The sequence below is a fragment of the Stenotrophomonas sp. 115C5 genome, from assembly GCF_056861055.1.
The window spans coordinates 57,999-82,573 of record NZ_JBSPUQ010000001.1 but is presented as its reverse complement, the minus strand read 5'-3'; the positions used below and the strand labels follow the sequence as shown (position 1 = coordinate 82,573).

The 24,575-nt window shown below is 66.6% G+C and carries 26 protein-coding genes; 18 read left to right on the top strand and 8 right to left on the bottom strand.

Annotated features, from left to right (window positions below; genetic code table 11):
* Positions 1 to 27 precede the first annotated feature (27 nt).
* Both AC13FN_RS00360 and AC13FN_RS00355 read left to right on the top strand, forming a co-directional pair.
* A complete protein-coding gene (locus AC13FN_RS00360; RefSeq protein ID WP_191863160.1) occupies positions 28 to 1,650 on the top strand; it encodes an FMN-binding glutamate synthase family protein in 1,623 nt (540 codons plus the stop codon).
* A 103-nt stretch (positions 1,651 to 1,753) separates the two neighbouring features.
* On the top strand, positions 1,754 to 2,215 hold the full coding sequence (locus tag AC13FN_RS00355; protein ID WP_054171423.1) for a GNAT family N-acetyltransferase: 462 nt from the start codon (positions 1,754 to 1,756) through the stop codon (positions 2,213 to 2,215).
* Between the two features lie 122 nt (positions 2,216 to 2,337).
* Here the strand turns inward: AC13FN_RS00355 and AC13FN_RS00350 are convergent, their stop codons facing one another.
* Positions 2,338 to 3,585 carry a TIGR03862 family flavoprotein gene (locus AC13FN_RS00350; RefSeq protein ID WP_482984330.1) on the bottom strand — a complete coding sequence of 416 codons (1,248 nt, stop codon included), beginning with the start codon at positions 3,583 to 3,585 and terminating at the stop codon, positions 2,338 to 2,340.
* Entirely contained in the window at positions 3,572 to 4,006 is a 435-nt protein-coding gene (locus tag AC13FN_RS00345) for an FKBP-type peptidyl-prolyl cis-trans isomerase (protein WP_312392708.1), read from the bottom strand. The genes AC13FN_RS00350 and AC13FN_RS00345 overlap by 14 nt, the downstream gene beginning before the upstream one ends.
* Positions 4,007 to 4,076: 70 nt before the next feature.
* Between AC13FN_RS00345 and AC13FN_RS00340 the strand changes: the two genes are divergently transcribed.
* From AC13FN_RS00340 to AC13FN_RS00325, 4 genes are all read left to right on the top strand, one after another.
* A complete protein-coding gene (locus tag AC13FN_RS00340; RefSeq protein ID WP_312392706.1) occupies positions 4,077 to 4,442 on the top strand; it encodes a DUF6164 family protein in 366 nt (121 codons plus the stop codon).
* Positions 4,443 to 4,621: 179 nt separating this feature from the next.
* The gene (locus AC13FN_RS00335) at positions 4,622 to 5,389 is read left to right on the top strand and encodes a sulfurtransferase (RefSeq protein ID WP_054171425.1); all 768 of its coding nucleotides are present in this window, start codon (positions 4,622 to 4,624) and stop codon (positions 5,387 to 5,389) included.
* Between the two features lie 192 nt (positions 5,390 to 5,581).
* Positions 5,582 to 6,577, top strand: coding sequence for an LLM class flavin-dependent oxidoreductase (locus tag AC13FN_RS00330; protein WP_482984331.1), 996 nt, complete (start codon positions 5,582 to 5,584; stop codon positions 6,575 to 6,577).
* A gap of 70 nt (positions 6,578 to 6,647) precedes the next feature.
* Positions 6,648 to 7,145 (top strand): pyridoxamine 5'-phosphate oxidase family protein, encoded by a 498-nt coding sequence (locus AC13FN_RS00325; protein WP_482984332.1) that lies wholly within the window; start codon positions 6,648 to 6,650, stop codon positions 7,143 to 7,145.
* Between the two features lie 46 nt (positions 7,146 to 7,191).
* On the opposite strand, the gene AC13FN_RS00320 is transcribed toward AC13FN_RS00325, so the two are convergent.
* Complete coding sequence (locus AC13FN_RS00320) at positions 7,192 to 7,851, bottom strand: exopolysaccharide biosynthesis protein (protein ID WP_054171427.1); 660 nt, start codon at positions 7,849 to 7,851, stop codon at positions 7,192 to 7,194.
* Positions 7,835 to 9,154 (bottom strand): hemolysin family protein, encoded by a 1,320-nt coding sequence (locus AC13FN_RS00315; protein WP_049486951.1) that lies wholly within the window; start codon positions 9,152 to 9,154, stop codon positions 7,835 to 7,837. The genes AC13FN_RS00320 and AC13FN_RS00315 overlap by 17 nt, the downstream gene beginning before the upstream one ends.
* A gap of 277 nt (positions 9,155 to 9,431) precedes the next feature.
* Here AC13FN_RS00315 and AC13FN_RS00310 point away from each other — a divergent pair, with 277 nt between their 5' ends.
* Positions 9,432 to 10,058 carry a DUF47 domain-containing protein gene (locus tag AC13FN_RS00310; RefSeq protein ID WP_004152833.1) on the top strand — a complete coding sequence of 209 codons (627 nt, stop codon included), beginning with the start codon at positions 9,432 to 9,434 and terminating at the stop codon, positions 10,056 to 10,058.
* 13 nt (positions 10,059 to 10,071) lie between these two features.
* Positions 10,072 to 11,193, top strand: coding sequence for an inorganic phosphate transporter (locus AC13FN_RS00305; RefSeq protein WP_006431323.1), 1,122 nt, complete (start codon positions 10,072 to 10,074; stop codon positions 11,191 to 11,193).
* A 383-nt stretch (positions 11,194 to 11,576) separates the two neighbouring features.
* Here AC13FN_RS00305 and AC13FN_RS00300 read toward each other — a convergent pair whose 3' ends face one another.
* The 3 genes from AC13FN_RS00300 to parE all read right to left on the bottom strand — a co-directional run bounded on the left by AC13FN_RS00300 (position 11,577) and on the right by parE (position 15,804).
* Positions 11,577 to 13,073, bottom strand: a complete 1,497-nt coding sequence (locus AC13FN_RS00300; RefSeq protein WP_049435952.1) for a S10 family peptidase — start codon at positions 13,071 to 13,073, stop codon at positions 11,577 to 11,579.
* Between the two features lie 109 nt (positions 13,074 to 13,182).
* On the bottom strand, positions 13,183 to 13,761 hold the full coding sequence (locus tag AC13FN_RS00295; protein WP_049421510.1) for a GNAT family N-acetyltransferase: 579 nt from the start codon (positions 13,759 to 13,761) through the stop codon (positions 13,183 to 13,185).
* A 153-nt stretch (positions 13,762 to 13,914) separates the two neighbouring features.
* Positions 13,915 to 15,804: a DNA topoisomerase IV subunit B gene (gene parE, locus AC13FN_RS00290; RefSeq protein ID WP_010486000.1), complete on the bottom strand. Its 1,890-nt coding sequence runs from the start codon at positions 15,802 to 15,804 to the stop codon at positions 13,915 to 13,917.
* 172 nt (positions 15,805 to 15,976) lie between these two features.
* Here parE and AC13FN_RS00285 point away from each other — a divergent pair, with 172 nt between their 5' ends.
* From AC13FN_RS00285 to truD, 10 genes are all read left to right on the top strand, one after another.
* Positions 15,977 to 16,210: a hypothetical protein gene (locus AC13FN_RS00285; RefSeq protein ID WP_005416022.1), complete on the top strand. Its 234-nt coding sequence runs from the start codon at positions 15,977 to 15,979 to the stop codon at positions 16,208 to 16,210.
* A 400-nt stretch (positions 16,211 to 16,610) separates the two neighbouring features.
* On the top strand, positions 16,611 to 18,275 hold the full coding sequence (locus tag AC13FN_RS00280; protein WP_106548957.1) for a CTP synthase: 1,665 nt from the start codon (positions 16,611 to 16,613) through the stop codon (positions 18,273 to 18,275).
* An 89-nt stretch (positions 18,276 to 18,364) separates the two neighbouring features.
* Positions 18,365 to 19,195, top strand: a complete 831-nt coding sequence (gene kdsA / locus AC13FN_RS00275; RefSeq protein WP_014036736.1) for a 3-deoxy-8-phosphooctulonate synthase — start codon at positions 18,365 to 18,367, stop codon at positions 19,193 to 19,195.
* Positions 19,192 to 19,539 carry a hypothetical protein gene (locus AC13FN_RS00270; RefSeq protein ID WP_482984333.1) on the top strand — a complete coding sequence of 116 codons (348 nt, stop codon included), beginning with the start codon at positions 19,192 to 19,194 and terminating at the stop codon, positions 19,537 to 19,539. Before kdsA ends, AC13FN_RS00270 begins: the two co-directional genes overlap by 4 nt.
* Entirely contained in the window at positions 19,539 to 19,868 is a 330-nt protein-coding gene (locus AC13FN_RS00265; protein WP_049435948.1) for a hypothetical protein, read from the top strand. Before AC13FN_RS00270 ends, AC13FN_RS00265 begins: the two co-directional genes overlap by 1 nt.
* Before the next feature lie 95 nt (positions 19,869 to 19,963).
* Positions 19,964 to 21,256, top strand: a complete 1,293-nt coding sequence (gene eno, locus AC13FN_RS00260; RefSeq protein ID WP_049435947.1) for a phosphopyruvate hydratase — start codon at positions 19,964 to 19,966, stop codon at positions 21,254 to 21,256.
* A gap of 4 nt (positions 21,257 to 21,260) precedes the next feature.
* The gene (gene ftsB / locus AC13FN_RS00255) at positions 21,261 to 21,614 is read left to right on the top strand and encodes a cell division protein FtsB (protein ID WP_043402126.1); all 354 of its coding nucleotides are present in this window, start codon (positions 21,261 to 21,263) and stop codon (positions 21,612 to 21,614) included.
* Complete coding sequence (gene ispD, locus AC13FN_RS00250; RefSeq protein WP_482984334.1) at positions 21,611 to 22,309, top strand: 2-C-methyl-D-erythritol 4-phosphate cytidylyltransferase; 699 nt, start codon at positions 21,611 to 21,613, stop codon at positions 22,307 to 22,309. The genes ftsB and ispD overlap by 4 nt, the downstream gene beginning before the upstream one ends.
* A 34-nt stretch (positions 22,310 to 22,343) precedes the next feature.
* Complete coding sequence (gene ispF / locus AC13FN_RS00245) at positions 22,344 to 22,841, top strand: 2-C-methyl-D-erythritol 2,4-cyclodiphosphate synthase (protein ID WP_049435945.1); 498 nt, start codon at positions 22,344 to 22,346, stop codon at positions 22,839 to 22,841.
* Positions 22,838 to 23,869 (top strand): tRNA pseudouridine(13) synthase TruD, encoded by a 1,032-nt coding sequence (truD, locus tag AC13FN_RS00240; RefSeq protein WP_049435944.1) that lies wholly within the window; start codon positions 22,838 to 22,840, stop codon positions 23,867 to 23,869. The genes ispF and truD overlap by 4 nt, the downstream gene beginning before the upstream one ends.
* Before the next feature lie 69 nt (positions 23,870 to 23,938).
* Here the strand turns inward: truD and AC13FN_RS00235 are convergent, their stop codons facing one another.
* Positions 23,939 to 24,478: a Smr/MutS family protein gene (locus AC13FN_RS00235; protein WP_049435943.1), complete on the bottom strand. Its 540-nt coding sequence runs from the start codon at positions 24,476 to 24,478 to the stop codon at positions 23,939 to 23,941.
* Positions 24,479 to 24,575 lie beyond the last annotated feature (97 nt).

Below are 24,575 nucleotides of genomic sequence, written 5' to 3'. Positions count from 1 at the left end.
TCGGGGCAGTTGCAACCGAGGAAAGCCATGCACCGGTATATCGTCTACCTGCTCGCCATCCTGATGTTCCCGATATGCCTGTGGCTGGCCACGATCTGGCCGGCCTGGTATTGGGGCGTCGGCCTGACTGCCGCGATGGTGGCGCTGGGGACCTGGGACCTGCTGCAGAAGCGCAGCACCCTGCGCCGCAATTATCCGGTGATGGCGCACTTCCGCTACGGGCTGGAATCGATCGGCCCGGAGATCCGCCAGTACTTCGTGCAGAGCGACCTGGAAGACGTGCCGTTCTCGCGCCAGCAGCGGGCACTGATCTACCAGCGCGCCAAGAACGAGATGGACACGGTGCCGTTCGGCACCCTGCGCAGCACCTATGCGGTGGACTACGAGTGGATCAATCATTCACTGGCACCGACCGCCATCGCCAAGCATGACTTCCGCGTGTTGATCGGCCCGAACTGTGCCAAGCCCTATTCGGCCAGCGTGTTCAACATCTCGGCGATGAGCTTCGGTTCACTGTCGGCCAATGCCATCCGCGCGCTGAACGAAGGCGCGCGCCAGGGCGGCTTCTATCACGACACCGGCGAGGGTTCGATCTCGCCCTACCACCGCGAGATGGGCGGTGACCTGGTATGGGAGATCGGCTCGGGCTACTTCGGTTGCCGTGACGAGAAGGGTGGTTTCAGCGAGGAGCGCTTCGTTGCCAATGCCACCCATGACCAGGTCAAGATGATCGAGATCAAGCTGTCGCAGGGCGCCAAGCCGGGCCACGGTGGCGTGCTGCCGGCGCCGAAGGTGACCGCCGAGATCTCGGTGACGCGTGGCGTGCCGATGGGGGTGGACTGTGTGTCGCCGTCGCGTCACTCGGCGTTCTCGACGCCGGTCGAGCTGCTGCAGTTCGTCGCGCGCCTGCGCGAGCTGTCCGGTGGCAAGCCGGTCGGTTTCAAGCTGGCCATCGGCCACCCGTGGGAGTGGTTCGGCATTGCCAAGGCGATGCAGGAAACCGGGTTGCTGCCGGATTTCATCGTGGTCGATGGCGCCGAGGGCGGCACCGGTGCGGCACCGGCCGAGTTTGTCGACCATGTCGGCGTGCCGATGCACGAGGCGCTGCTGCTGGTGCACAACACCCTGGTCGGCCTCGATCTGCGCGATCGCATCCGCATTGGTGCGGCCGGCAAGATCACCAGTGCGTTCGACATCGCGCGCACCATCGCGCTGGGGGCCGACTGGTGCAATGCCGGCCGAGGCTTCATGTTCGCGCTGGGCTGCATCCAATCACTGAGCTGCCATACCGACAAGTGCCCGACCGGTATCGCGACCCAGGATCCCGCGCGCTGGAGGCATCTGGATGCACCGGACAAGGCCACCCGTGTGTACAGCTACCACGAGCACACGCTGCATGCGTTGAAGGAACTGCTGTGTGCCGCGGGCCTGAACGATCCAGCCGAACTGGGGCCGGAGCACATCCTGCGTCGTGTCTCGCCGGTGGAAATCCGTTCGCTGGCCTCGCTGTACCGCTACCTGGAACCGGGCGAGCTGCTGCACAAGGTGCCCGACCATGCGGTGTTCCATGCGTTCTGGGCCGATGCGCGCAGCGATTCCTTCCAGCCGCCGCCGAAGATCCAGGCACTGCGCGCCAGCAAGTCGCGATAACGGCTCTGTAGAGTCGAGCCATGCTCGACTGCCTTTCGATCAGGCATCGCGACGTTGGAACGAAGAACAGCCGAGCATGGGCTCGGCTCTACAAGGAGATGTCATGCAGTTCAGGACCGGCACCATGGATGATGTGACCACGCTGTGGGCGCTGCGCACGCGTTGCGTTCGCGAGACCTGCAGCAGCCATTACCCGGCGGAGGTGATCGATCCGTGGTCTGCCTCGCCGCCACCGTCGCAGTACGCGCGGTTGCTGGGGCAGGGGGGCTGCGTGGTGGCCGAGGACGAGCAGGGCGGTCTGCTCGGCTTTGGCGTGTTCGATGCCGATGCCAATGAAGTCGATGCGTTGTTCGTCGATCCGGATCGTGGCGGCAAGGGCATCGGCCAGGCGCTGATGCAGCGCCTGCTGGCGATGGCCGATCCTGGGCGCGAGGTGGTGCTGTCGGCCTCGCTCAACGCCGTGCCGTTCTATCAGCGGCAGGGGTTCATCAGTGTGCGCGAAGAGGCCTACCCGCATCCCAGCGGCGTGGCGCTGGCTTCGGTGAGCATGCGCCGGCCGTGGTGAGTGCCCGTTTTCTGCGTTCTGTAGAGCCGAGCCCACGCTCGGCTGCTTTTGATTCAAGCCGAGCGTGGGCTCGGCTCTACAGGTAGCGCAGTCGAGCATGGCTCGACGCTACAAGGCAGGCATCACCGCTCCGCCAGCCACCCGATCACGCCTTCCGCAGCGCGCAGGCCACTGGCGTAGCACGCGGTCAGCAGGTAGCCACCCGTCGGTGCCTCCCAGTCCAGCATCTCGCCGGCACAGAACACGCCGGGCACTGCCCGCAGCATCAGGCCATCATCCAGCGCATCCAAGCGCACGCCGCCGGCGGTGCTGATCACTTCGGCCATCGGCCGGGGACGCAGCAGGCGCAGCGGCAGGCGCTTGAGCGTAGCCGCAACGGCAGGCAGATCATTGCCCGCTTCTTTACCCAGAATCTCGAACACCAGCGCGGCTTTCACTGCATCCAGGCCGGCTTGGCGGCGCAGGTGCTCGCCGAAGCTGCGGCCCTTGCGCGGGCGTGACAGATCGGCCAGCAGGCGCGCCTCGTCACGGCCCGGCACCAGGTCCAGCCACAGCATCGCGTGGCCATCGCGGTTGATGGTCTCGCGCAGGTCCGCCGCCAACGCATAGATCAGGCTGCCTTCGATGCCGTACTCGCTGGCAACGCATTCGCCCTGCAGCGACTGTGGCTGTCCGGCCAGGTCGATCCAGTGCGCGACCACCGGCTTCAACGGCGCGCCGGCATTGCGCTGGGCGAAGAACGGGGTCCAGTCCACGTCGAACCCGCAGTTGGCCGACTGCAGCGGTGCGATGTCCACACCACGGACCTGCAGTGGCGAGACCCAGGCGCCGTCGCTGCCCAGCTGCGGCCAGCTGCCGCCGCCCATGGCCAGCAGGGTGGCATCGGCATGTACTTCAACGGCGCCGTCTTCGGTTTCAAAGCGCAAGGCGCCGTCGTCACTCCAGCCGATCCAGCGGTGGTTGGCGTGCAGGCGCACACCCTGCTCCTTCAACCGACGCACCCAGCCGCGCAGCAGCGGCGCTGCCTTGCGGTCGACCGGGAACACGCGGCCAGAGCTGCCCACGTAGGTCTCCACGCCGAAGCCGGCGGCCCAGTCACGCAGTGCCTGCGCGTCGAAGCCATCCAGCCAGCTGCCGACCACGGCAGCCTGCTCGCGGTAGCGGCTGTCGAACAGCGGGCGCGGATCGGAATGGGTCAGGTTGAGTCCGCCCTTGCCGGCGATCAGGAACTTGCGGCCGGGCGATCCCTTGGCCTCGTACAGGTCGACCTCCAGCCCAGCGGCGCGCAGGCGCTCGGCGGCGAACAGGCCGGCTGGGCCGCCGCCGATGACGGCGACCCGCTGGAGCAGTGCAGTATTACGGTTTGACATCGAGCAGCTCGACGTCGAACACCAGCGACGAGCCAGCCGGAATCGGGCCAACCCGGCGGTCGCCGTAGCCGTAGTCCGGCGGGATCATCAGCGTGCGCTTGCCGCCGACCTTCATGCCGGCCACGCCCTCATCCCAGCCGCGGATGACCTGGCCGGCGCCGAGTGCGAAGGTGAACGGTTCGCCACGGCTGACCGAGCTGTCGAAGGTCTTGCCGTGCTTGGTCTCGGTGCGGTTGTCGTAGATCCAGCCGGTGTAGTGCACGGTGACCTTGTTGCCGGCAACGGCCTCGGTGCCGGTGCCTGGGACGGTATCGAGGCGCTCGAAGGTGGTCAGGGTGCCACCCGGCGGCGGGCCGGACGGTTCGGTCGAGCAGCCAACGGCGGCGAGGGACAGCAGCAGGGGAAGCAGCAGGCGGCGCATCGGGCGTCTCCGGAAGGGCGCAGGGCGAGGGCGGCAAGGGTAGCGCATCGGCGCCGGGTATCATGGGGGCATGGCAAAACTCCTGCTCAATCTGCGCAATGTCGGTGACGACGAATATGCCGATGTCTGCACGCTGCTCGACCAGCACGGCATCGCCTGGTATCGCACCGAACCCAGCCCCTGGGGCATTTCCAACGGCGGCCTGTGGCTGCGCGAGGACGCCGATCATCCGCGTGCGAAGGCGCTGATGGCGGAGTATCAGGCCGAACGCGGGCCGCGGATCCGTGCCGAGCGCGAGCAGGCGTTGCGCGAGGGGACGGCGGAGACGTTCGGCAGCCTGTTCCGGCGCCGACCGGGGTATGTGGTGCTGGTGCTGCTGGCGATGGCCGGTGCGGCGGCGCTGGTGCTGCTGCCGTTCGTGGTGTTGCGGGGATAAGGGGGTTCGGCCGGGTTGCACCCGGCACCCGCAGAGGCAACGGCAACGGCAAAAGCTGGTTCCCGTGGGATGGCGCGGCTGTTGGTAGGTGTCGACCTTGGTCGACACAGCAGACCCACGCCATGCGTGGATGAACGGGTAAATCTGACCCTGGGGCACTCTGGCGCTAAAATGGAGGGATGATCGCCAATACCGCCGCTTACCATTTCGCCGTCATCGACGCTCCCCAGGCCCTGTGTGACCAGTTGCTGGCGCGCGCCGAGGCGGCACAGCTGCGGGGCACGATCCTGGTGGCGGGCGAGGGGCTGAACCTGTTCCTGGCCGGTGCGCCAGAGGCGGTCGAGGGTTTCTACGTGGCACTGCGTTCTGACGCGCGCTTTGCCGATATGCGGGTCAAGACCAGCCTCAGTGAGCATCAGCCGTTCGCGCGGCTGAAGGCCAAGGTGAAGGACGAGATCATCAGCTTCCGCCGTGACGACGGCCAGCCATTGGACTATCCGCGCGCGCCGGCGATCGATCCGGCCACGGTGCAGCGCTGGTTGCGGCAGGGGCATGATGACGCCGGCAAGCCGGTGGTGATGCTCGATACGCGCAACCTGCAGGAAGTGGAGTACGGCACCTTCAAGGATGCGCTGGTGCTGCCCATCCACAAGTTCACCGACCTGCCCGAGGCGCTGGCGCCGCACCGCGAAGCGCTGAAGGACAGCACCGTGGTCAGTTTCTGCACCGGTGGCATCCGCTGCGAGAAGGCCGCGCTGTGGATGGTCAATGACGGCATGGACAATGTACTGCAGCTCGATGGCGGCATCCTCGGCTACTTCGAGGAGGTGGGCGGCGAAGGCTACGAAGGCCGTTGCTTCGTGTTCGATGAGCGCGTGGCGCTGGACGCCGAGCTGAAGCCGATGGTGGACCAGCCGCTGCCGGAGCCGCGCCCCAGCGCGTTCTGACCGCGCTTCTGTAGCGCCGAGCCCATGCTCGGCCGCTGTTGGTCGACGAACGGCAGTCGAGCATGGGCTCGGCTCTACACGATCCGGTGGGCGCTGAACCTGCCCCACGGGAATCAGCATCCCGCCACCGTCACTAGCCGCGGCGCCTGGCCGTCCCCATGCATGGGGGATCCTGTGACGGAAAAACGCCTGATGATCCCGTTGTCGATCCTTGACCTGGCCCCGGTCTGCGAGGGCAGTGACACCACAGCCGCTTTCGCCAACATGCTGGAACTGGCCCAGCACGCCGATGCGCTGGGCTACCGCCGCTACTGGCTGGCCGAACACCACAACATGCCCGGCATCGCCAGCGCGGCCACCGCCGTGCTGATCGGTCACGTGGCGGGTGGCACAAAGCGCATCCGCGTCGGTGCCGGCGGCATCATGCTGCCGAACCATGCCCCGCTGCAGGTGGCCGAGCAGTTCGGCACGCTGGCCTCGCTGTATCCGGACCGCATCGACCTCGGCCTGGGTCGTGCGCCGGGCACCGATCAGCCGACCGCGCGTGCACTGCGCCGCTATTTCGACGGCGCCGACCAGTTCCCCCAGGACGTGCGCGAGCTGCTGCACTACTTCGAGCCGGTGCAGCCCGGGCAGGCGGTGCAGGCGGTTCCAGGTGGTGGCCTGCGGGTGCCGACCTGGATCCTCGGTTCCAGCCTGTTCGGTGCGCGCATGGCCGCCTCGATGGGGCTGCCGTATGCGTTCGCCTCGCACTTCGCGCCCGACGTGATGGACGAAGCGTTGGCGGTGTATCGCCGTGAATTCCGCCCCTCGGCCACGCTGAAGCAGCCGCACGCGATGCTGGCCCTGAACGTCGTTGCCAGCGACAGCGAGGCCGAATCGCGCCGCCTGTTCACCAGCCAGCAGCAGAGTTTCGTGAACCTGCGTCGCGGCCGGCCGGGCAAGATTCCGGCACCCATCGACGACATCGAGTCCTTCTGGGAGCCGCACGAAAAACTGGGCGTGGAGCGGGCATTGGCCTGCACCGTGCTGGGCGATCCGAAGCAGGTGGCCGAAGGCATCGCAGCCTTCGTCGACCGGCACAAGCCGGACGAGCTGATGCTCACCGCCAACCTGTACGACCACCGCGCGCGCCTGCGTTCGTTCGAACTGGCGATGCAGGCCTGGCACGCCCGCCACGCGGGCTGAACAATTGCGTCACGGCCTGTTGCGGCCGATCCGCGTCTGATGGGGGCTCCCCCTTACTGGAGTCCCCACCATGGCCGAGACCCGTGCCGAACACATTGCCCAACTGGCCGAGCTGATCAAGGACGTGGAGGTGGCGATGTTCACCACCACTGGTGTGGACGGACTGCTCTACAGCCGGCCGCTGGCCACCCAGCAGGTCGCCTTCGACGGTGACCTGTGGTTCGTGATCACCGGCGACAGCCCGAAGGTGGCCGAGATCGCGCTCGATCCGCGGGTCAACGTGGCCTACGCCTCGCCCTCGAAGAACACCTACGTGTCGGTGGCGGGGCGGGCACGCGTGGTCGATGATCGCGCGAAGATCGAGGAGCTGTGGTCACCGGCGATGAAGCTGTTCTTCCCGGGCGGCAAGGATGACCCGAACCTGCGCCTGATCCAGGTGCGGGCCGAGTCGGCCGAGTACTGGGATGGACCGGGCACACTGCTGGGCACGGCGCTGAGTTTCGTTCTGTCGGCGGTGCAGGACGAACCGGCGGCGTTGGCCGACAACGGGTTCATCGATCTGCGCTGAGGGCTTCGGCCCGCCGGGCCATGCCCGGCGGGCGCTGCAACAGCAATCAGAACCAACGCTGGAACAGCTCCACCGTATAGCCCACCAGCTGCCCCGAACTGAAACCGAAGAATGCGATCGCTGCCAGCGCCGCGATCCAGTTGAACAGCATCAGCGCGCCATCGCGTTCCAGCAGCGCCAACGAGAACAGCAGCAGCTGGAAGCCGAACAGGAAGTTGGTGAACGGAATCGGCAGCGACAGCAGCAGGCCCAGCAACACCAGCAGCAGGCCGCTGAAGGCGTGGGCGGGCAGCGGTGTCAGCAGTTGCGGCAGGCGGGGTTTCAGCATCTTGTCCAGGCGCCGCAGCGGGCGGTCGATGCGGTCCAGGAAGCGATGCATGGTGCCGCGCTTTGGCCCGCGGCGGGCAATGAAGCCAGGCAGCCACGGCCGGCGCAGGCAGAACAGCATCTGCAGGCCGATCAGGATCACCAGCGGGCCACTGACTGCACCGCCCATGCCCGGGATCGGGATGAACGAGGGCAGGATCGCCACGAACAGGAACACGCCAAACGCGCTCTGCTGCAGGTTGCTGAGGATCTGGCCGAGCGGCATGTGCTCGGCGGGATCGCCGGAGGCGAACATCTCCAACAGGGTACGGATGCCCTCGTTGCGGTAGGCCGGGCGCTGTTCGCCCGGACCCTGGCCGGCCTCAGGCGGTGAGCTCATCGGCCTGCTCGTCGGACAGCGTGCGCAGCAGCAGCTTGTCCACCCGCGCTCCGTCCAGATCGACCACCTCGAAGCGCCAGCCGGCCCAGTCGAAGTACTCGCCGGCGTGCGGAATGCGGCCGAAGTAGTGGATGCACATGCCGGCCAGCGTGTAGTAGTCGCCGTCCTCGGCGTCGGGCAGGTCGTTGCTGCCGATCAGTTCGCGCACGTCTTCGATCGGCAGCGAGCCGTCCACCAGCAGCGAGCCGTCCTCGCGGGTCACCACCAGCGCATCTTCGTCGGCGTTCTCCACCGCCTGCAGGCGGCCGACCACGGCACCCATCAGGTCGCTGATGGTCACCAAGCCCTGGATCTCGCCGTACTCGTCCACCACCAGCGCCATCGACTGCTGTTCCTCGCGGAAGATCTCCAGCAGCTTCATCGCGTGGGTTGATTCGGAAACGTACAGCGGTTCGCGCAGGGTCTGGAACAGCGCGTTGTCGCCGCGCGCCATGCGCGTGGCCAGCGATTTCAGTTCGAGCACGCCGACCACGTCCATGTCGTTGTCGCGGTACACCGGGTACCGCGAGAACTCGTGCTCGGCCATGATTTCCAGGTTGCGCTCCAGCCCGGCCTGGGTGTCGAGCCAGGCGATGCGGTTGCGCGGGGTCATCAGGCTGTCGGCGGTGCGGTCGCCCAAGCGCATCACGCGGTTCATCATGTCGCGCTCGTGGGCGTCGATCACCCCGGCCTCGTGGCTCTCGGCCACCAGCATGCGGATCTCTTCTTCGGTCACCGAGGCGACTTCATCCTTGCCCAGGCCGAACAGGCGCAGCACCAGCTGGGTGGTCTTGGACAGCAGCCAGACGAAGGGCAGGGCCAGCTTGGCCAGCCAGCTCATCGGCATGGCAACCAGGCCAGCGATGGCTTCCGAGCGGGTCAGTGCCAGGCGCTTGGGCACCAGTTCGCCGAAGATCAGCGTGATGAACGTGATCAGGCTGACCGCCAGCGTGGTACCGACATTGCCGGCGTAGGCAAAGCCCGGCATCAGGCCCTGGATCCAGCCTGCAAAGGCCTCGCCCAGCGCTTCACCGCCGAGGTAGCCGGTCAGCACGCCGATCACGGTGATGCCGATCTGCACGGTGGACAGGAAGCTCTCCGGCTTCTCCGACAGCTCCAGCGCCTTGGCGGCACGTTTGGAGGTGGCGGCCATCTGCTTCAGGCGGCTCTTGCGCGAGGTCATGACCGACATCTCGGACATGGCGAAGAAGCCGTTCAGCAGAACCAGCGCGAAGACAATCAGGATCATTTCAAACACGGGCATCGTCCCCGGTTGGTGGCAGGGAGGGCGGGTGCTTGCGATGGCGGCTGGCGCTCAGGAACAGGGTCCGGCGCGGCGCAGGGGGATAAGGGTCGTCGTCCATAAGGTGCGCCCGGAGGCGCGCTGGCATCTTAGCAAAGGGGCGTGGCAGGGTGGCAACCGCCTGTTCAGGTTGGGGGTTTCAGGGCCCCGAAAGGAGGCAGGGATACCCGTGATGGTCATCTAGCCGTCATAATTCCGTCTGGTGCCGTCCTTCCCGCGACGGCTGACAGGTTTCTCAATGTTCTCTCTGCAGACCATTTTCGGTTCCGGCAAACAGTTCTACACCCTGCTCGATGAGGCTGCCGTCGCGGCTTCCGACGCCGCCAAGGCGCTGCATTCCATGCTGCGCGAGGCCGACCGCCAGCCCGCGCTGGACGCTTTCAAGCTGGCCCGCCTGCGCGAACGCGCGGCCTCGGACAAGATCAGCCAGGCGCTGGTGGACAGCTTCATGACCCCGATCGAGCGCGAAGACATCGAGGCGCTGGGCTCGGCCCTGTACAAGATTCCGAAGCAGATCGAGAAGTTCGCCGATCGCTATTCGCTGGCCACGACCCACCTGGAGCACATCGACTTCGCGCCGCGCGCGGCGATGCTGGAACAGGCTGCCGGCGTGGTGGTGGAGATGGTCGCCGACCTGCGCCACATGAACCTGGACCGGATGACCGCGCTCAACGAGAAGCTGCGCTCGCTGGAGAACGAGGCCGACCGCCTGATGCTCGAGCTGTACCGCGACATCTATTCCGGTCGCCTGGACAACCTGCAGATGTTCCTGCTGAAGGAATTCTTCGAGATCCTGGAAAAGGCCATCGACCGTTGCCGCGAGGCCGGCGTGGTGGCGTACCAGATCGTGTTGAAGAACAGCTGACGGACGCCGCCGCATGTTGACCCTTGTCCTGGTGGTGATCCTGGCCGCGCTCGTTTTCGAGTTCATCAACGGCTTCCACGACACCGCCAACTCCATTGCCACCGTGGTGGCGACCAAGGTGCTCTCGCCCGGCTGGGCGGTGATGCTGGCCGCCTTCATGAACCTCATCGGCGCGTTGACCGGTACCGCGGTGGCGCTGACCATCGCCTCGGGCCTGCTCAACACCAACGTGGTCGACGTCACCCCGCAGGTGATCCTGTGCGCCCTGCTGGGCGGCATCATCTGGAACCTGATCACCTGGTGGAAGGGCCTGCCGTCCTCGTCCTCGCACGCCCTGATCGGTGGCCTCTGCGGCGCCGGCCTGGCTGCGGCCCACAACAACTGGGACGCCCTGATCTGGTCCGAGCGCCTGGGCAGCTGGGCGCAGAACAAGGGCCTGCTGTGGAAGGTGTTCGTGCCGATGATCACCTCGCCGATCGCCGGCTTCCTGCTGGGCATCGTGGTGATGGTGCTGCTGTGGGGCCTGATCGCCGGCTTGGCCAAGATCGGTGGCGCCATCGGCCGCCTGGCCCGTCCGCGCATCGTCAACGCCTTCTTCGGCAAGGCGCAGATCGCCTCGGCGGCCTACATGGGCTTTGCCCACGGCCACAACGACGCGCAGAAGACCATGGGCATCATCGCCATGACCCTGATCGGTGCCGAAGCCACCGGCGCACTGAACGACCTGCCGTCCTGGCTGGCCTTCATGCACCCGGACGCGCACGCCGGTGACGGCATCGCGATGTGGATCGTGCTGACCTGTGCAGTGGTGATGGCTGCTGGTACCGCTTCGGGTGGCTGGAAGATCATCAAGACCCTGGGCCACAAGATGGTCAAGCTGCACCCGATCCACGGCTTCGCCGCGGAGACCAGCTCGGCCACCATCCTGACCCTGGCCGCCCACTTCGGCATGCCGGTCTCGACCACGCACAGCATCTCCACAGCGATCATGGGCGTCGGCTTCGCCAAGAACCCGCGCTCGCTGAAGTTCGGCGTGATCGAACGCATCGTCTGGGCCTGGATCCTGACCATCCCGGCGGCAGGTGGCTGTGCGTACCTGATCCTGAAGCTGTTCGAGCTGTTCGGCTGGACCTGATCGCCACGCCAAGGTTGCAAACGAAAAAGCCCGCCGATATCCGGCGGGCTTTTTCATGGGCAAAGAATTTTTCCGCACACATCGTGTCGACCAAGGTCGACACCTACCAGAGCAGAAGCAGGGATCCGATCCCGTGCCGACCAACGGTCGGCACCCACCAACAGCAGCAGGAACCTGTCAGCGGCGGGGTGGGGTGGATATGCAGGACCGTTGGCGCCATGGATGGCGCCATCGAGCCCCCATGGACGGGTTTACGGCGTGTCCTGCATATCCACCCCACCTCGCCAGCCCTCAGGAAGCCCGCTTTTGCAGTTGATCTTGCCGTTGACCTAGCCGTTGCCGTTGATCCGGCGGGTGCCGGGCCGCAGGCCCGGCCGAACCCCTTAATTACGTTGGAACAACGCCTGCACATCCCTGCGGAAGGCCGCCTGGCTGTCGGCCCGGCTGTAGAACATGTGCCCGCCCGGATAACTGCGCACCTGCACCCGGTCCGGATTGCTGCCCATCGCCGGCATCTGGTCCACCGTCAGGATCGACCCCATGAACGGGCACGACAGGTCGTTCCAGCCATGCACGATCAGCACCTGCAGATGCGGATCGATCGCCACCGCCTGGCGCAGCTGGGTCACCGCGCCCTGGCGCAGCTCGCCGTTGCGGTCCCACAGCCGGTTCACGTCGTAATTCAGCGCCTGGTAGCGCGCATCCACCTTCCAGCCGACCACGCGCGTCACGAAGTCGACCATCGCCGTGGTGGTCGGCGCAATGATGCTGTCCAGCAACGGATCATTGGCGCGCTGCTCCGGATCATTCGGGAACGGATCGAACGCGGTCACGTTCGAGTCGTAGCGGCTGCCCAGCGTGCCCTTGTCGCGGAACACCTCACGCAGATAGGCCTGCGTCTCCAGGCGGCCACCGGCGCGGCGCACGAACTGCGGGTCCAGCCCGGTCAGCTCGGTTACCCGGCGCAGCATCGCCTCGGTCGCCTGCGGGTCGCTGCGGCCCTTCATCAGCGCGGTGGCGTAGTCGCCACGGGTGTACTCCACCACGTCACGCATCGCTGCATCGGTCAGCTTGCCCTGGCGCTCCAGGTGCGCGGCGGCGATCGACGGCAGTGTCTGCATCCATGCCATCGGCGAGACATCGGCGTTGTCTTCCAGGGTCGGGCTCAGGTAGGGCGAGACCAGCACCAGGCCGTTCATCGCCACGCCCAGCCGCGTCTGCAGGAAGTGGGTGATGCGGGGGCCACGGTAGCCACCGTAGCTCTCGCCGGTCAGGTACTTGCGTGCGCCCATGCGCTGGTTGCGCAGCAGCCAGTCGTAGATCGAGCGCGACAGGTACTCGATGTCAGCGCTGGGGTTGTACAGCTGCTTCTTCGCTTCGTCATCGCCGATGCGCGCGCGGCTGAAGCCGGTGCCGACCGGATCGATGAACACCAGGTCGGTGAAGTCCAGCCAGGTGCCGGGGTTGTCGTGCAGCGTGGCGGGTGCCGAGGCGCTGTCACCCTCGGAGCCGAAGGTCACCACCTTGGGTCCGATCGCGCCCATGTTGAGGTAGACCGACGATGCCCCCGGGCCGCCGTTGAGCGCGAAGGTCACCGGCCGGTCCTTGCCCGGCATCGTATAGGCGGTGAACACCACATCGGCGATCACCTTGCCTTTCGCATCACGCACCGGCAGGGTGCCGACAGTGGCGGTGTAGTCCAGGGTGCGGCCGGCCAGGCGCATGCTCTGGCGGGCCGACGCATCGGCGGGCAGCGCAGGTGCTTCGGTCTTGTCGTCTTTCGGATCGGGCTTGGCCTCGGCGTCAGGCGCGGCCAGCACGCTGGCAGGGGCGATGAGCAGGCCGACGCAGAGCGCGGCAGTATGCAGCAGGGACTTCATGGCACCGGATTGGCAGCGGAAGGGGGTTCCGATGCTAGGCCGGTGGCGGGCATGCCGTATGTGTCCAAAGGCATGCCCGCGCGTCGAGGCCGCCACTGGCCAGATTGGGTCAAGCGGGCAGAGGAGTGCGCACGTCGTCGTCGGCCAGCAGGCCGTATACCGCCGAATCGGACAGTTCGCCCTGGATGCGCCAACGCTGCCGCAGCACGCCCTCCAGGTGAAAGCCCAGCCGTTCAAGCACGTGTGCCGAGGGCCGGTTGCGCGGGTCGACTTCGGCTTCCACGCGATGCAGGCGCAGGGTCTGGAACAGGTAGTCCAGCAGGTGCTGCAGCGCTTCGTGCATGTAGCCCTGGCCCTGCCTGTCGGGGGCCAGCAGGTAGCCGATCTCGGCACGTGCGGCATCGCGGTCCAGGGCGAACACCACGCAGATGCCCAGCAACGGTCCGTCCAGCGTTTCGCGCACGGCCAGCTTGAGCTGGGTGCCGGTGGCCTGTGCGGCCAGGTCATCGTCGATCTGCGCACGCGCCTCGGCCGGTCGTGTCCACGCCGGGTGGTTCCAGAACCGCATCACGTCCGGATCGGACTGGATCGCGAACAGGGCGGCCGCATCGTCGCGGCGGATCGGGCTCAGGACCAGGCGTGCGCTGTGCAGCGGCAGGCCCGGGAACAGCAGCGAGTGGCTGGCCAATACGATGGTCCACGCGGATGGACGCGCATTATGGCGCCGCCGGGTTTGCCGATGGGGGCGGGATCTCTGTAGAGCCGAGCCGATGCTCGGCTGCCCGGCACGGCGCGGAATGCAGCCGAGCGTGGGCTCGGCTCTACAGGAGGGCTGCGGGAGTCAGACTTCCAGGGAGGCGAGATCGCCCTTCGACTCCAGCCAGCCCTTGCGGTCGGACGCACGCTTCTTGGCCAGCAGCATGTCCATCAGCGAGCTCGTCTGCTCGCGATCGTCCACGGTCAACTGCACCAGGCGGCGGGTGTCGGGGTGGATGGTCGACTCGCGCAGCTGTGGCGGATTCATCTCGCCCAGGCCCTTGAAGCGGGTGACGTTGATCGCGCCCTTGATCTTCTCGCGTTCGATCTTGTCCAGCATCGAGCGCTTTTCTTCCTCGTCCAGGGCGTAGAACACCTGCTTGCCCACGTCGATGCGGAACAGCGGCGGCATCGCCACGAACACGTGGCCGGCATCGACCAGCGCCGGGAAGTGCTTGAGGAACAGCGCGGTGAGCAGGGTAGCGATGTGCAGGCCGTCGGAGTCCGCGTCGGCCAGGATGATGACCTTGCCATAGCGCAGGCCGGCAATGTCGTCCTTGCCCGGGTCGCAGCCGATGGCCACGGCCAGGTTGTGCACTTCTTCCGACGCCAGCACGCTGTTGGAGGACACTTCCCAGGTGTTGAGGATCTTGCCGCGCAGCGGCAGGATCGCCTGGAAGTCCTTGTCGCGAGCCTGCTTGGCGCTGCCGCCTGCCGAGTCACCCTCCACCAGGAACAGCTCGGTGCGCGACAGGTCCTGGCTGATGCAGTCGGCCAGCTTGCCGGGCAGGGCCGGGCCCTGGGTGACCTTCTTGCGGACGACCAGCTTTTCGGTCTTCAGGCGCGCACTGGCGCGTTCGATGGCGATCTGGGCGATCTTCTCGCCCAGTTCCACGTTCTGGTTCAGCAGCAGGCTGAAGGCATCGTGGGCGGCGCCTTCGATGAAGCCTGCAGCCTGGCGCGAGGACAGGCGTTCCTTGGTCTGACCGCTGAACTGCGGGTCGGTCATCTTCAGCGACAGCACGAACGACACGCGGTCCCACACGTCTTCCGGGGCCAGCTTGACGCCACGCGGCAGCAGGTTGCGGAAGTCGCAGAACTCGCGCAGCGCCTCGGTCAGGCCGGTACGCAGGCCGTTGACGTGGGTGCCGTGCTGGGCAGTGGGAATCAGGTTGACGTAGCTTTCCTGCACCAGCTCGCCTTCCGGCAGCCAGGCCACGGCCCAGTCAACAATTTCGGTGTCCTTCTTCAGGTTGCCGACGAACAGCTCGGCCGGCAGCATCTCGCGATCGCCCAGTTCCAGCTTCAGGTAATCGCGCAGGCCGTCTTCGTAGTACCAGGTATCGACTTCACCGGTGGCTTCGTCGGTCAGCTTCACGGTCAGGCCCGGGCACAGCACGGCCTTGGCGCGCAGCAGGTGCTTGAGCGCGCGCACCGCGAACTTGGGCGTGTCGAAGTACTTCGGGTCGGGCCAGAAGCGCACGCGGGTACCGGTGTTCTTCTTGCCGACGCTGCCGACCACTTCCAGCGGGGTGGCACGGTCGCCGTTGCGGAAGGTGATGCGGTGTTCGGCACCTTCGCGCTTGATGTGCACTTCCACCAGGGTCGACAGCGCGTTGACCACGCTGACGCCGACGCCGTGCAGGCCGCCGGAGAAAGTGTAGTTGTTGTTGCTGAACTTGCCGCCGGCGTGCAGGCGGGTGAGGATCAGCTCGACGCCCGGGATTTTCTCTTCCGGATGGATGTCCACCGGCATGCCGCGGCCGTCATCGCTGACCTCCACGCTGCCGTCCTTGTACAGGGTGATCTCGATCGAGCGGGCGTGGCCGGCGAGGGCCTCGTCCACCGAGTTGTCGATCACTTCCTGCGCCAGGTGGTTCGGGCGCGCGGTGTCGGTATACATGCCGGGACGGCGCTTGACCGGGTCAAGGCCGGACAGGACTTCAATATCGGCGGCGTTATAGCGGGCGTTCATCTGTCTTCGAAAGCTTGGAGCGACGGGCAAGTGTGGGGTCTGGCACGGGATTTTGCACGCCTGCGGTTCAGTCTCGGCGACGCAGAGGGGGTAAAATGGCAGCCGCTGGAATCTGAACGCCGGCGACCCCTGTTGGGTCGAAACATCCAAGCCATACCGCGAGGAGGACCTCATGAAGAAGTTGCTGACCATTGCGATCCTGGCCGCTGCCGCCGTTGCAGTGCCGTTGGTGGTGGCGCAGAACGCCGGCCAGCCGGCCCCGCAGCAGGGCGACCAGGCCGACAAGGCGCAGGCCGAAGCCGATGCCAAGGCCAAGCGTCGGGCCCAGGCCAATGCCGAAATGAAGGCGCAGGGCCAGCCGGCCCCGCAGCAGGAAGAAGAGGAAGAAGCGCGCAAGAAGCGCTGATCCCGCAGCCTGCCAGGCGCCCTTGCGACAAGGGTTGCGCTCCGGAACGCCCCGCTTTGCGGGGCGTTTCTTTTTAGTGGCGTGCCATCTGCCTCTTGGGTTGGCGGCCATCAATCTGTAAACTATGGCTTTCCGGGAGTAAGTGCGTGTCCACCATTTGCGAATGGGCTGGAGCGGCCAAGCGTGGCTTCCAGCATGGCGGGTCGCAGGTGACGGTCGATTTGACCGGCACGGCCGCCCCGACCTCGCACGGTGGTCCCCGTCCGGCGCCTGCCGCCGCACGGATCCGCGCCTCCCTCGCTGTCCCAGCGAACCGGAAAACCCCCTCTGAGCACCATGCCCGCCCTCCGGGTGCGCGTGGTGCTGCCGTTTTCCATTTCCAGACAGGATGCTTGCAGCCATGACTCCCTTGATTTTCGTAACCGGCGGCGTGGTGTCCTCGCTCGGCAAAGGCATTGCCGCCGCGTCGCTGGCCGCCATTCTTGAAGCCCGTGGCCTGAAGGTCACGATGATGAAGCTCGACCCGTACATCAACGTCGACCCGGGCACCATGAGCCCGTTCCAGCACGGTGAGGTCTACGTCACCGACGACGGCGCCGAGACCGACCTCGACCTGGGCCACTACGAGCGCTTCGTGCGCACACGCCTGAGCCGCAAGAACTCGGTCACCACCGGCCGCATCTACGAGAACGTGATCCGCAAGGAGCGCCGCGGCGACTACCTGGGCGCGACCGTGCAGGTCATTCCGCACATCACCGACGAGATCCGCCGTTGCATCGACGAAGCCACCGAAGGCTACGACGTGGCGCTGGTCGAGATCGGCGGTACCGTCGGCGACATCGAGTCGCTGCCGTTCCTGGAGGCGATCCGCCAGGTGCGCACCGAGCGTGGCCCGGAGAAGGCGCTGTTCATGCACCTTACCCTGGTGCCGTACATCGGCGCCGCCGGTGAGCTGAAGACCAAGCCGACCCAGCACTCGGTGAAGGAACTGCGCTCGATCGGCATCCAGCCGGACGTGCTGCTGTGCCGCTCCGAGCAGGCGGTGCCGGATTCGGAGCGCCGCAAGATCGCCCAGTTCACCAACGTTTCCGAGCGCGCGGTGATCAGCGTGCCGGACGTGGACGTGCTGTACCGCATTCCGTCGGGCCTGCACGCGCAGGGCCTGGACGAAATCGTGGTCAACCAGCTGAAGCTGGCCGACAAGGTCGGTCCGGTCGATCTGTCGATGTGGGAAGACGCGGTCGATGCGACCCTGCACCCGCTGGACGAAGTGACCATCGCCGTGGTCGGCAAGTACGTCGATCACCAGGACGCCTACAAGTCGGTCGGCGAAGCGCTCAAGCACGGTGGCCTGCGCCAGCGCACCAAGGTCAACCTGAAGTGGCTGGAAGCACAGGACCTGGAAGGCACCGACATGGCTGCACTGGCCGATGTCGACGGCATCCTGGTGCCGGGTGGCTTCGGTGACCGTGGTTTCGAAGGCAAGGTGCTGACCTCGAAGTTCGCCCGCGAGCAGCAGGTGCCGTACTTCGGCATCTGCTACGGCATGCAGGCGGCGGTGGTGGACTACGCCCGCAACGTGGTCGGACTGGAAGGCGCCAACAGCACCGAGAACGACCGCCAGTCACCGAACCCGGTGATCGGCCTGATCACCGAATGGCGCACCGCCACCGGCGATGTCGAAAAGCGCGACGACAAGAGCGACCTGGGCGGCACCATGCGCCTGGGCCTGCAGGAACAACGCCTGAAGCCGGGCACGCTGGCCCGCGAGCTGTACGGCAAGGACGTGGTCGCCGAACGCCATCGCCACCGTTACGAGTTCAACAACCGTTACCGCACCCAGCTGGAAGATGCTGGCCTGGTGATCGCCGGCAAGTCGATGGACGACACCCTGGTGGAAGTGGTCGAACTGCCGCGCGATGCGCACCCGTGGTTCCTGGCCTGCCAGGCGCACCCGGAATTCCTGTCCACGCCGCGTGACGGCCACCCGCTGTTCATCGGTTTCATCCGTGCCGCGCGTGAGCGAAAGGCCGGCGGCAAGCTGCTTTCCGAAGCGCGCGCCTGACTTGTGAATGGGGGCTTCGGCCCCCATCCTGCATGCTTCAACCCCCAGCGCACCGGCCCGGCCGGTGCTGCGGACAACAAGGAAACGCCATGAAACTGTGTGGATTCGAGGTCGGGCTGGACCAGCCCCTGTTCCTGATCGCCGGCCCCTGCGTGATCGAGTCGATGCAGCTGCAGCTGGATACCGCCGGCAAGTTGAAGGAAGTCACCGACAAGCTCGGCGTCAACTTCATCTTCAAGTCCAGCTTCGACAAGGCCAACCGCACCTCGGGTACCGCCTTCCGTGGCCCGGGCATGGAGGAGGGCCTGAAGGTCCTGGCCGAGGTCAAGAAGCAGATCGGCGTGCCGGTGCTGACCGACGTCCACGAATACACCCCGATGGACGAAGTGGCCTCGGTGGTGGATGTGCTGCAGACCCCCGCGTTCCTGGTCCGCCAGACCGACTTCATCCGCAAGGTGTGCTCGGCCGGCAAGCCGGTCAACATCAAGAAGGGCCAGTTCCTGGCGCCGTGGGACATGAAGCCGGTCGTGGAGAAGGCCAAGGCCACCGGCAACGAGCAGATCATGGTCTGCGAGCGCGGTGCCAGCTTCGGCTACAACAACCTGGTCAGCGACATGCGTTCGCTGGCGGTGATGCGCGATACCGGTTGCCCGGTGGTGTTCGACGCCACCCATTCTGTGCAGTTGCCGGGCGGGCAGGGCACCAGTTCCGGTGGCCAGCGTGAGCACGTGCCGGTGCTGGCCCGTGCCGCCGTGGCGGTGGGCATCTCCGGCCTGTTCGCCGAGACTCATCCGGACCCGTCCAAGGCGCTGTCCGATGGCCCCAATGCATGGCCGCTGGACCAGATGGAAGCGCTGCTCGAGACCCTGATGGAACTCGATGCGGTGACCAAGAAGCACGGCTTCTCGCGCTTCGCGTGAGTCGTGACCCGTGGCGGGCGCTGGAAAACCAGCGCCGCCGCCGGCACTGGAAGCAGTGGCCGTGGGGCTTGATCGCACTGGCCCTGGCCGTGCTGTTCACCGTGGGCATGTTCGGGCTGGTGCTGATCGGCGCCGCGTCCGTGCGCCCACCGGGTGATGGTGGCAGCGCGCTCAATCTGCGCGCGTACTTCATTGCGCTGCTGGTGGCGGAGCTGCTCGGTGCCGCGGGATGCGTCGCTGCCGCTGTGCTGGCCTGGCGGTTGAATCGCGGCAAGGTGGCCGCTGGCCTGGCGATCATCCTGCTCTCGCTGTGGCTGGGCGCCCTGTTCTACGGAGTGCTTTGATGAATACGACCACATCGGCGCGCGGCTGGCCTTGGGGCCTGATCGCCCTGGGGCTGTCCGTGTTGACCTGGATCGCGCTGGTGGTGGGCGTGCTGGCCTTCACCGCCAGTTTCCGGCCGCCGGGGGACGGGAACAGCGGCGTGCAGGCCACGCAATGGTGGTTGCTGGGCGCGCTGGTCACGATGGTGCTGTCCTTCCTGGGCAGCCCGGTGGCGATGGTGCTGGCCTGGCGACGGCGGCGTGGCCCCATCCTGGCGGCGATTGCCGGTGCGTTGCTGGTGATGTTGGTGTCGCTGGTGCTGATCGTGATCGGGTCCAGCTGGGGCTGAAGCCGCCCATTCCATTTGGCAAGTGGCGGGCAGCCGGGGATAATCACGCGGCATTCGTTTTGTCGCCCCTCTCCAGACAGGTAACCGGTCCGACCATGAGTACGATCCGCAGCATCCACGCCCGTGAAATCCTCGACAGTCGTGGCAACCCCACGCTGGAAGCCGAAGTCATCCTGGAGGACGGTTCGTTCGGTCGTGCCGCGGTTCCCTCCGGCGCCTCGACCGGCACCAAGGAAGCGGTCGAGCTGCGTGACGGCGACAAGACCCGTTACCTGGGCAAGGGCGTGCGCAAGGCCGTCGACAACGTCAACACCACGATTGCCGCCGCACTGAAGGGCTTGGAGGCCACCGACCAGGCCGGCCTCGACCGTCGCCTGATCGACCTCGACGGCACCGAGAACAAGGGCCGCCTCGGCGCCAACGCACTGCTGGGTGTTTCGATGGCCGCCGCGCACGCCGCTGCCGCATCAAGCAAGCAGGCGCTGTGGCAGTACCTGGCCGCCAAGACCGGCGTGACCCCGTCGCTGCCGGTGCCGATGATGAACATCATCAACGGCGGCGCGCATGCCGACAACAACGTCGACTTCCAGGAGTTCATGGTGCTGCCGGTCGGCTTCACCTCGTTCTCCGAAGCGCTGCGCGCCGGTACCGAGATCTTCCATTCGCTGAAGTCGGTGCTGAAGGGCCACGGCCTGAGCACGGCGGTTGGCGACGAAGGCGGCTTCGCACCGGACTTCCGCAGCAACGTCGAAGCGCTGGACACCATCCTTGAAGCCATCGGCAAGGCCGGCTACACCGCCGGTGAAGACGTGCTGCTGGGCCTGGACGTGGCCTCCAGCGAATTCTTCGAGAATGGCAAGTACAACCTGGTCGGCGAGAACAAGCGCCTGACCTCCGAGCAGTTCGTCGACTTCCTCGCCGACTGGGCCGCGCAGTACCCGATCATCACGATTGAGGACGGCCTGGCCGAGAACGACTGGGCCGGCTGGAAGCTGCTGACCGACCGCATCGGCAAGAAGGTGCAGCTGGTCGGTGACGACCTGTTCGTGACCAACCCGAAGATCTTCCAGGAAGGCATCGACTCGGGCACCGCCAACGCGATCCTGATCAAGGTCAACCAGATCGGCACCCTGAGCGAAACCCTGGAAGCGATTGCCATGGCTGACCGCGCCGGTTATGCCGCGGTGGTCTCGCACCGTTCGGGCGAAACCGAAGACACCACCATCGCCGACATCGCAGTGGCCACCACCGCCACCCAGATCAAGACCGGCTCGCTGTGCCGCAGCGATCGCGTGGCCAAGTACAACCAGCTGCTGCGCATCGAGGAAGCCCTCGGCGCCGGCGCGCGTTACGCCGGTCGTGACGCGTTCGTTTCGCTGAAGCGCTGAGCCGATGCGCGACTGGCGCTGGATGCTGCTGGTGCTGGCCCTGCTGCTGGGCTGGCTGCAGTACCGCTTCTGGTTCGGTCCGGGCAACTCGGGCGAAGTGATGATGCTCGAAGCCCAGGTCACCAACCAGGAGCGGGACAATGAGGGCCTGCAGCAGCGCAACGATGCGCTGGCTGCCGAAGTGAAGGACCTCAAGGAAGGCCAGTCCGCCATCGAGGAACGCGCGCGCAGCGAGCTGGGCATGATCAAGCCTGGCGAAAAGTTCTACCGCGTGGTCGAGGATGCGCCGGTCCACCCGGCGCAGCCTGCTGCAGGCGTCACTGCCCAGGCTGGCGAACATCCGGCGGACGTGCCATGAGCGCGGCCATCTGGGTCGTGGTTCCGGCTGCTGGCCGTGGCACCCGCTTCGGCGCGCCGTTGCCCAAGCAGTACCTGCAGGCAGGTGGGCAGATCCTGCTCGCCCATACCCTGGACGCCCTGCTGGCGCACCCGGCCGTGGCCGGTGCGATGGTGGTGATCGGCCAGGACGACGCCGACTGGCCGGGCTGGAACGAGTGGGCGGGCAAGCCGGTGCTGACCTGTGTCGGGGGTGCGACCCGTGCCGCCTCGGTGCTGGCCGGGTTGCAGGCGTTGCCGGAGTCGGTGCGCGCCGATGAGTTCGTGCTGGTCCACGATGCGGCGCGACCGAACCTGTCCCTGGCCGATCTCGGCCGCCTGCTTGAAGTCGGCCGTGCCGACCCGGTTGGCGCGATCCTGGCCGCCCCGGTGTGCGACACGCTCAAGCGTGCAGGCGACGACGGTGGCATCGACGGCACCGAGCCGCGCGAGCGCCTGTGGCGCGCACTGACCCCGCAGCTGTTCCGTCGCCACCAGCTCAGCCGCGCGCTGTCCGACGCTGCTGCCGCCGGTGTTGAAGTCACCGACGAGGCCATGGCCATGGAGCGCCAGGGCCAGCGCCCGCTGCTGGTGGAAGGCAGTGAGGACAACTTCAAGGTCACCACCCCGGCCGATCTGGACCGGTTCGAATTCGTACTTTCCCGCCGCGCCAGCTGATTGCCCGCGCGGCCCTGCTGCAAGGGTTGCATCCATGAGCACCGCACCTTTCCCGCCCGTCCGCATCGGCCAGGGCTATGACGTCCATGCCTTCGGTGAAGGCGATCACATCATGCTCGGCGGCGTGAACGTACCGCACAGCTGCGGCGTGCTCGCCCACAGCGACGGCGACGTGATCTTGCATGCGCTGTGTGATGCGATGCTCGGCGCATTGGCGCTGGGTGACATCGGCCAGCATTTCCCGCCGAGTGACGACCGCTGGAAGGGTGCCGACAGCAGTGATTTCGTGCGCCACTGCGACAGCCTGCTGAGTGAGCGTGGCTGGCGTGTCGGCAACACTGACATCACCGTGATCTGCGAGCGACCCAAAGTCGGCCCGCATGCGCTGGCCATGCGCGAGCGCATCGGCGGACTGCTGCAGTTGCCGCTTGATGCGGTCAGCGTCAAGGCCACCACCTCGGAAAAGCTGGGCTTCACCGGCCGTGGTGAAGGCATCGCCGCGCAGGCCGTGGTGCTGCTGGTGGCCGCATGATTCCGCTGCCGCTTGCATTCGGTGCGCCATTGCTCACAGCGCGCATCCGCACCACCCCGGAAGATTTCCAGGTGGACGAACTGCCGGCCTTCGAGGCCACCGGCGAAGGTGAGCACCTGCTGCTGCACATCCGCAAGCGCGGCGCGAACACCGTGCATGTGGCCAAGGTGCTGGCCAAGTGGGCCGGCCTGCCGGAAATGGCGGTGAGCTACGCCGGCATGAAGGATCGCCACGCGGTCACCACCCAGCGTTTCAGCGTGCACCTGCCCAAGCGCATTGCGCCGGACCTGGCCGAGTTGGCCAGTGATGAGATCGAAGTGCTTGAAGCCACCTGGCACAACCGCAAGCTGCAGCGTGGCGCACTGGCCGGCAACCGTTTCAAGCTGGTGTTGCGTGAAGTGCAGGGCGATGCCGCAGCGATCAGCGAACGCCTGCAGCAGGTTGCCGAGCGCGGCCTGCCGAACTGGTTCGGCGAGCAGCGCTTTGGCCGCGACGGCGGCAACGTGCCGGCGGCACTGGCGATGTTCGGTGGCCGCCGCATGCGCAAGGATCAGCGTTCGCTGCTGCTGTCAGCCGCGCGTTCGGCGCTGTTCAACCGCGTGCTGGCCGCGCGCGTGGAGCAGGGCAACTGGGATCAGCCGCTGGAGGGCGAAGTGTGGATGCTCGATGGCAGCCGCAGCGTGTTCGGACCCGAGCCGTACACCGACGTGCTGGCCGAGCGCCTGGCGCGTTTCGACATCCATCCCAGCGCGCCGCTGTGGGGCGAAGGCGAGCTGCGCAGCACCGATGCGGCACGCGAGCTGGAGCTGGCTGCGCTGGACGACGAGGAATCGAAGGCCCTGCGGGCCGGCCTGGAAGACGCACGCCTGAAGCAGGAGCGCCGCGCGCTGCGCCTGCGTCCGGCGCTGCTGCAGCACCAGTGGCTGGCCGATGACGTACTGGAGCTGTCGTTCGCGCTGCCGCCTGGCTGCTACGCCACCGCCGTGCTGCACGAGCTCGGCGCGGTGGAAGACGCCTCGCAGGCCTGACAGAAAAAGGGGACGGAGGGAATTAAGTCGTTTGTGCCACAAACGACTTAATTCCCTCCGTCCCCTTTTTCATCTGCGCGCCAGCAGTACCAGCACCGCACCGGTGCCACCTTGCCCGGTCGGCGCCGAATGAAACGCCAGCACGTCGTTGCGCAGCCGCAGCAGGCGATCAACCAGGTTCTTCAGCACCGGCGCACCACCATCGGACTGCAGGCCCTTGCCGTGGATGATGCGCACGCAGCCATAGTCGTGTGCATGCGCCTCCAGCAGGAACTGGCGCAACAGCGTCTCCGCCTGCGCGGCGGTGGCGCCGTGCAGGTCCAGTTCGTCCTGTACCGAGTACTGGCCACGCTTGAGGCGCTGGAACAGGCGTGGTGGCAGGTTGTCGCGGCGATAGCTGGCCACGTCGCCGGCTTCCAGCGGCGTGCTGTCGCGCAGCAGCCGGGCGAACTCGCCGGCGGCTTCGGCCTCGTCACGTTCGGCCATGCGCGCGCGCGGCTTCGGCCGGGGCGCAGCCGGTGCCGGCTCGGCATCCTTGCGCAGCGGCGTCACTTCGCCGATGGCCGCACGGAACAATGCGGCCGGATCTTCGTCTTCAGGGTGCGACATGCGTACAGGGTAAACCGCCGGCGCAGGTCTGCCTATGACGGTTCGATGTCGGCCGTGACCGCCGGCAGGGTAGGACCGGCGGCTCGCATGCGGCACA

Bases quoted from the DNA above. Each gene is read 5' to 3' on its own strand.
- AC13FN_RS00360 (WP_191863160.1), top strand. From the start codon at position 28: ATGCACCGGTATATCGTCTACCTGCTCGCCATCCTGATGTTCCCGATA.
- AC13FN_RS00355 (WP_054171423.1), top strand. From the start codon at position 1,754: ATGCAGTTCAGGACCGGCACCATGGATGATGTGACCACGCTGTGGGCG.
- AC13FN_RS00350 (WP_482984330.1), bottom strand. From the start codon at position 3,585: ATGTCAAACCGTAATACTGCACTGCTCCAGCGGGTCGCCGTCATCGGC.
- AC13FN_RS00345 (WP_312392708.1), bottom strand. From the start codon at position 4,006: ATGCGCCGCCTGCTGCTTCCCCTGCTGCTGTCCCTCGCCGCCGTTGGC.
- AC13FN_RS00340 (WP_312392706.1), top strand. From the start codon at position 4,077: ATGGCAAAACTCCTGCTCAATCTGCGCAATGTCGGTGACGACGAATAT.
- AC13FN_RS00335 (WP_054171425.1), top strand. From the start codon at position 4,622: ATGATCGCCAATACCGCCGCTTACCATTTCGCCGTCATCGACGCTCCC.
- AC13FN_RS00330 (WP_482984331.1), top strand. From the start codon at position 5,582: ATGATCCCGTTGTCGATCCTTGACCTGGCCCCGGTCTGCGAGGGCAGT.
- AC13FN_RS00325 (WP_482984332.1), top strand. From the start codon at position 6,648: ATGGCCGAGACCCGTGCCGAACACATTGCCCAACTGGCCGAGCTGATC.
- AC13FN_RS00320 (WP_054171427.1), bottom strand. From the start codon at position 7,851: ATGAGCTCACCGCCTGAGGCCGGCCAGGGTCCGGGCGAACAGCGCCCG.
- AC13FN_RS00315 (WP_049486951.1), bottom strand. From the start codon at position 9,154: ATGCCCGTGTTTGAAATGATCCTGATTGTCTTCGCGCTGGTTCTGCTG.
- AC13FN_RS00310 (WP_004152833.1), top strand. From the start codon at position 9,432: ATGTTCTCTCTGCAGACCATTTTCGGTTCCGGCAAACAGTTCTACACC.
- AC13FN_RS00305 (WP_006431323.1), top strand. From the start codon at position 10,072: ATGTTGACCCTTGTCCTGGTGGTGATCCTGGCCGCGCTCGTTTTCGAG.
- AC13FN_RS00300 (WP_049435952.1), bottom strand. From the start codon at position 13,073: ATGAAGTCCCTGCTGCATACTGCCGCGCTCTGCGTCGGCCTGCTCATC.
- parE (WP_010486000.1), bottom strand. From the start codon at position 15,804: ATGAACGCCCGCTATAACGCCGCCGATATTGAAGTCCTGTCCGGCCTT.
- AC13FN_RS00285 (WP_005416022.1), top strand. From the start codon at position 15,977: ATGAAGAAGTTGCTGACCATTGCGATCCTGGCCGCTGCCGCCGTTGCA.
- AC13FN_RS00280 (WP_106548957.1), top strand. From the start codon at position 16,611: ATGACTCCCTTGATTTTCGTAACCGGCGGCGTGGTGTCCTCGCTCGGC.
- kdsA (WP_014036736.1), top strand. From the start codon at position 18,365: ATGAAACTGTGTGGATTCGAGGTCGGGCTGGACCAGCCCCTGTTCCTG.
- AC13FN_RS00265 (WP_049435948.1), top strand. From the start codon at position 19,539: ATGAATACGACCACATCGGCGCGCGGCTGGCCTTGGGGCCTGATCGCC.
- eno (WP_049435947.1), top strand. From the start codon at position 19,964: ATGAGTACGATCCGCAGCATCCACGCCCGTGAAATCCTCGACAGTCGT.
- ftsB (WP_043402126.1), top strand. From the start codon at position 21,261: ATGCGCGACTGGCGCTGGATGCTGCTGGTGCTGGCCCTGCTGCTGGGC.
- ispD (WP_482984334.1), top strand. From the start codon at position 21,611: ATGAGCGCGGCCATCTGGGTCGTGGTTCCGGCTGCTGGCCGTGGCACC.
- ispF (WP_049435945.1), top strand. From the start codon at position 22,344: ATGAGCACCGCACCTTTCCCGCCCGTCCGCATCGGCCAGGGCTATGAC.
- truD (WP_049435944.1), top strand. From the start codon at position 22,838: ATGATTCCGCTGCCGCTTGCATTCGGTGCGCCATTGCTCACAGCGCGC.
- AC13FN_RS00235 (WP_049435943.1), bottom strand. From the start codon at position 24,478: ATGTCGCACCCTGAAGACGAAGATCCGGCCGCATTGTTCCGTGCGGCC.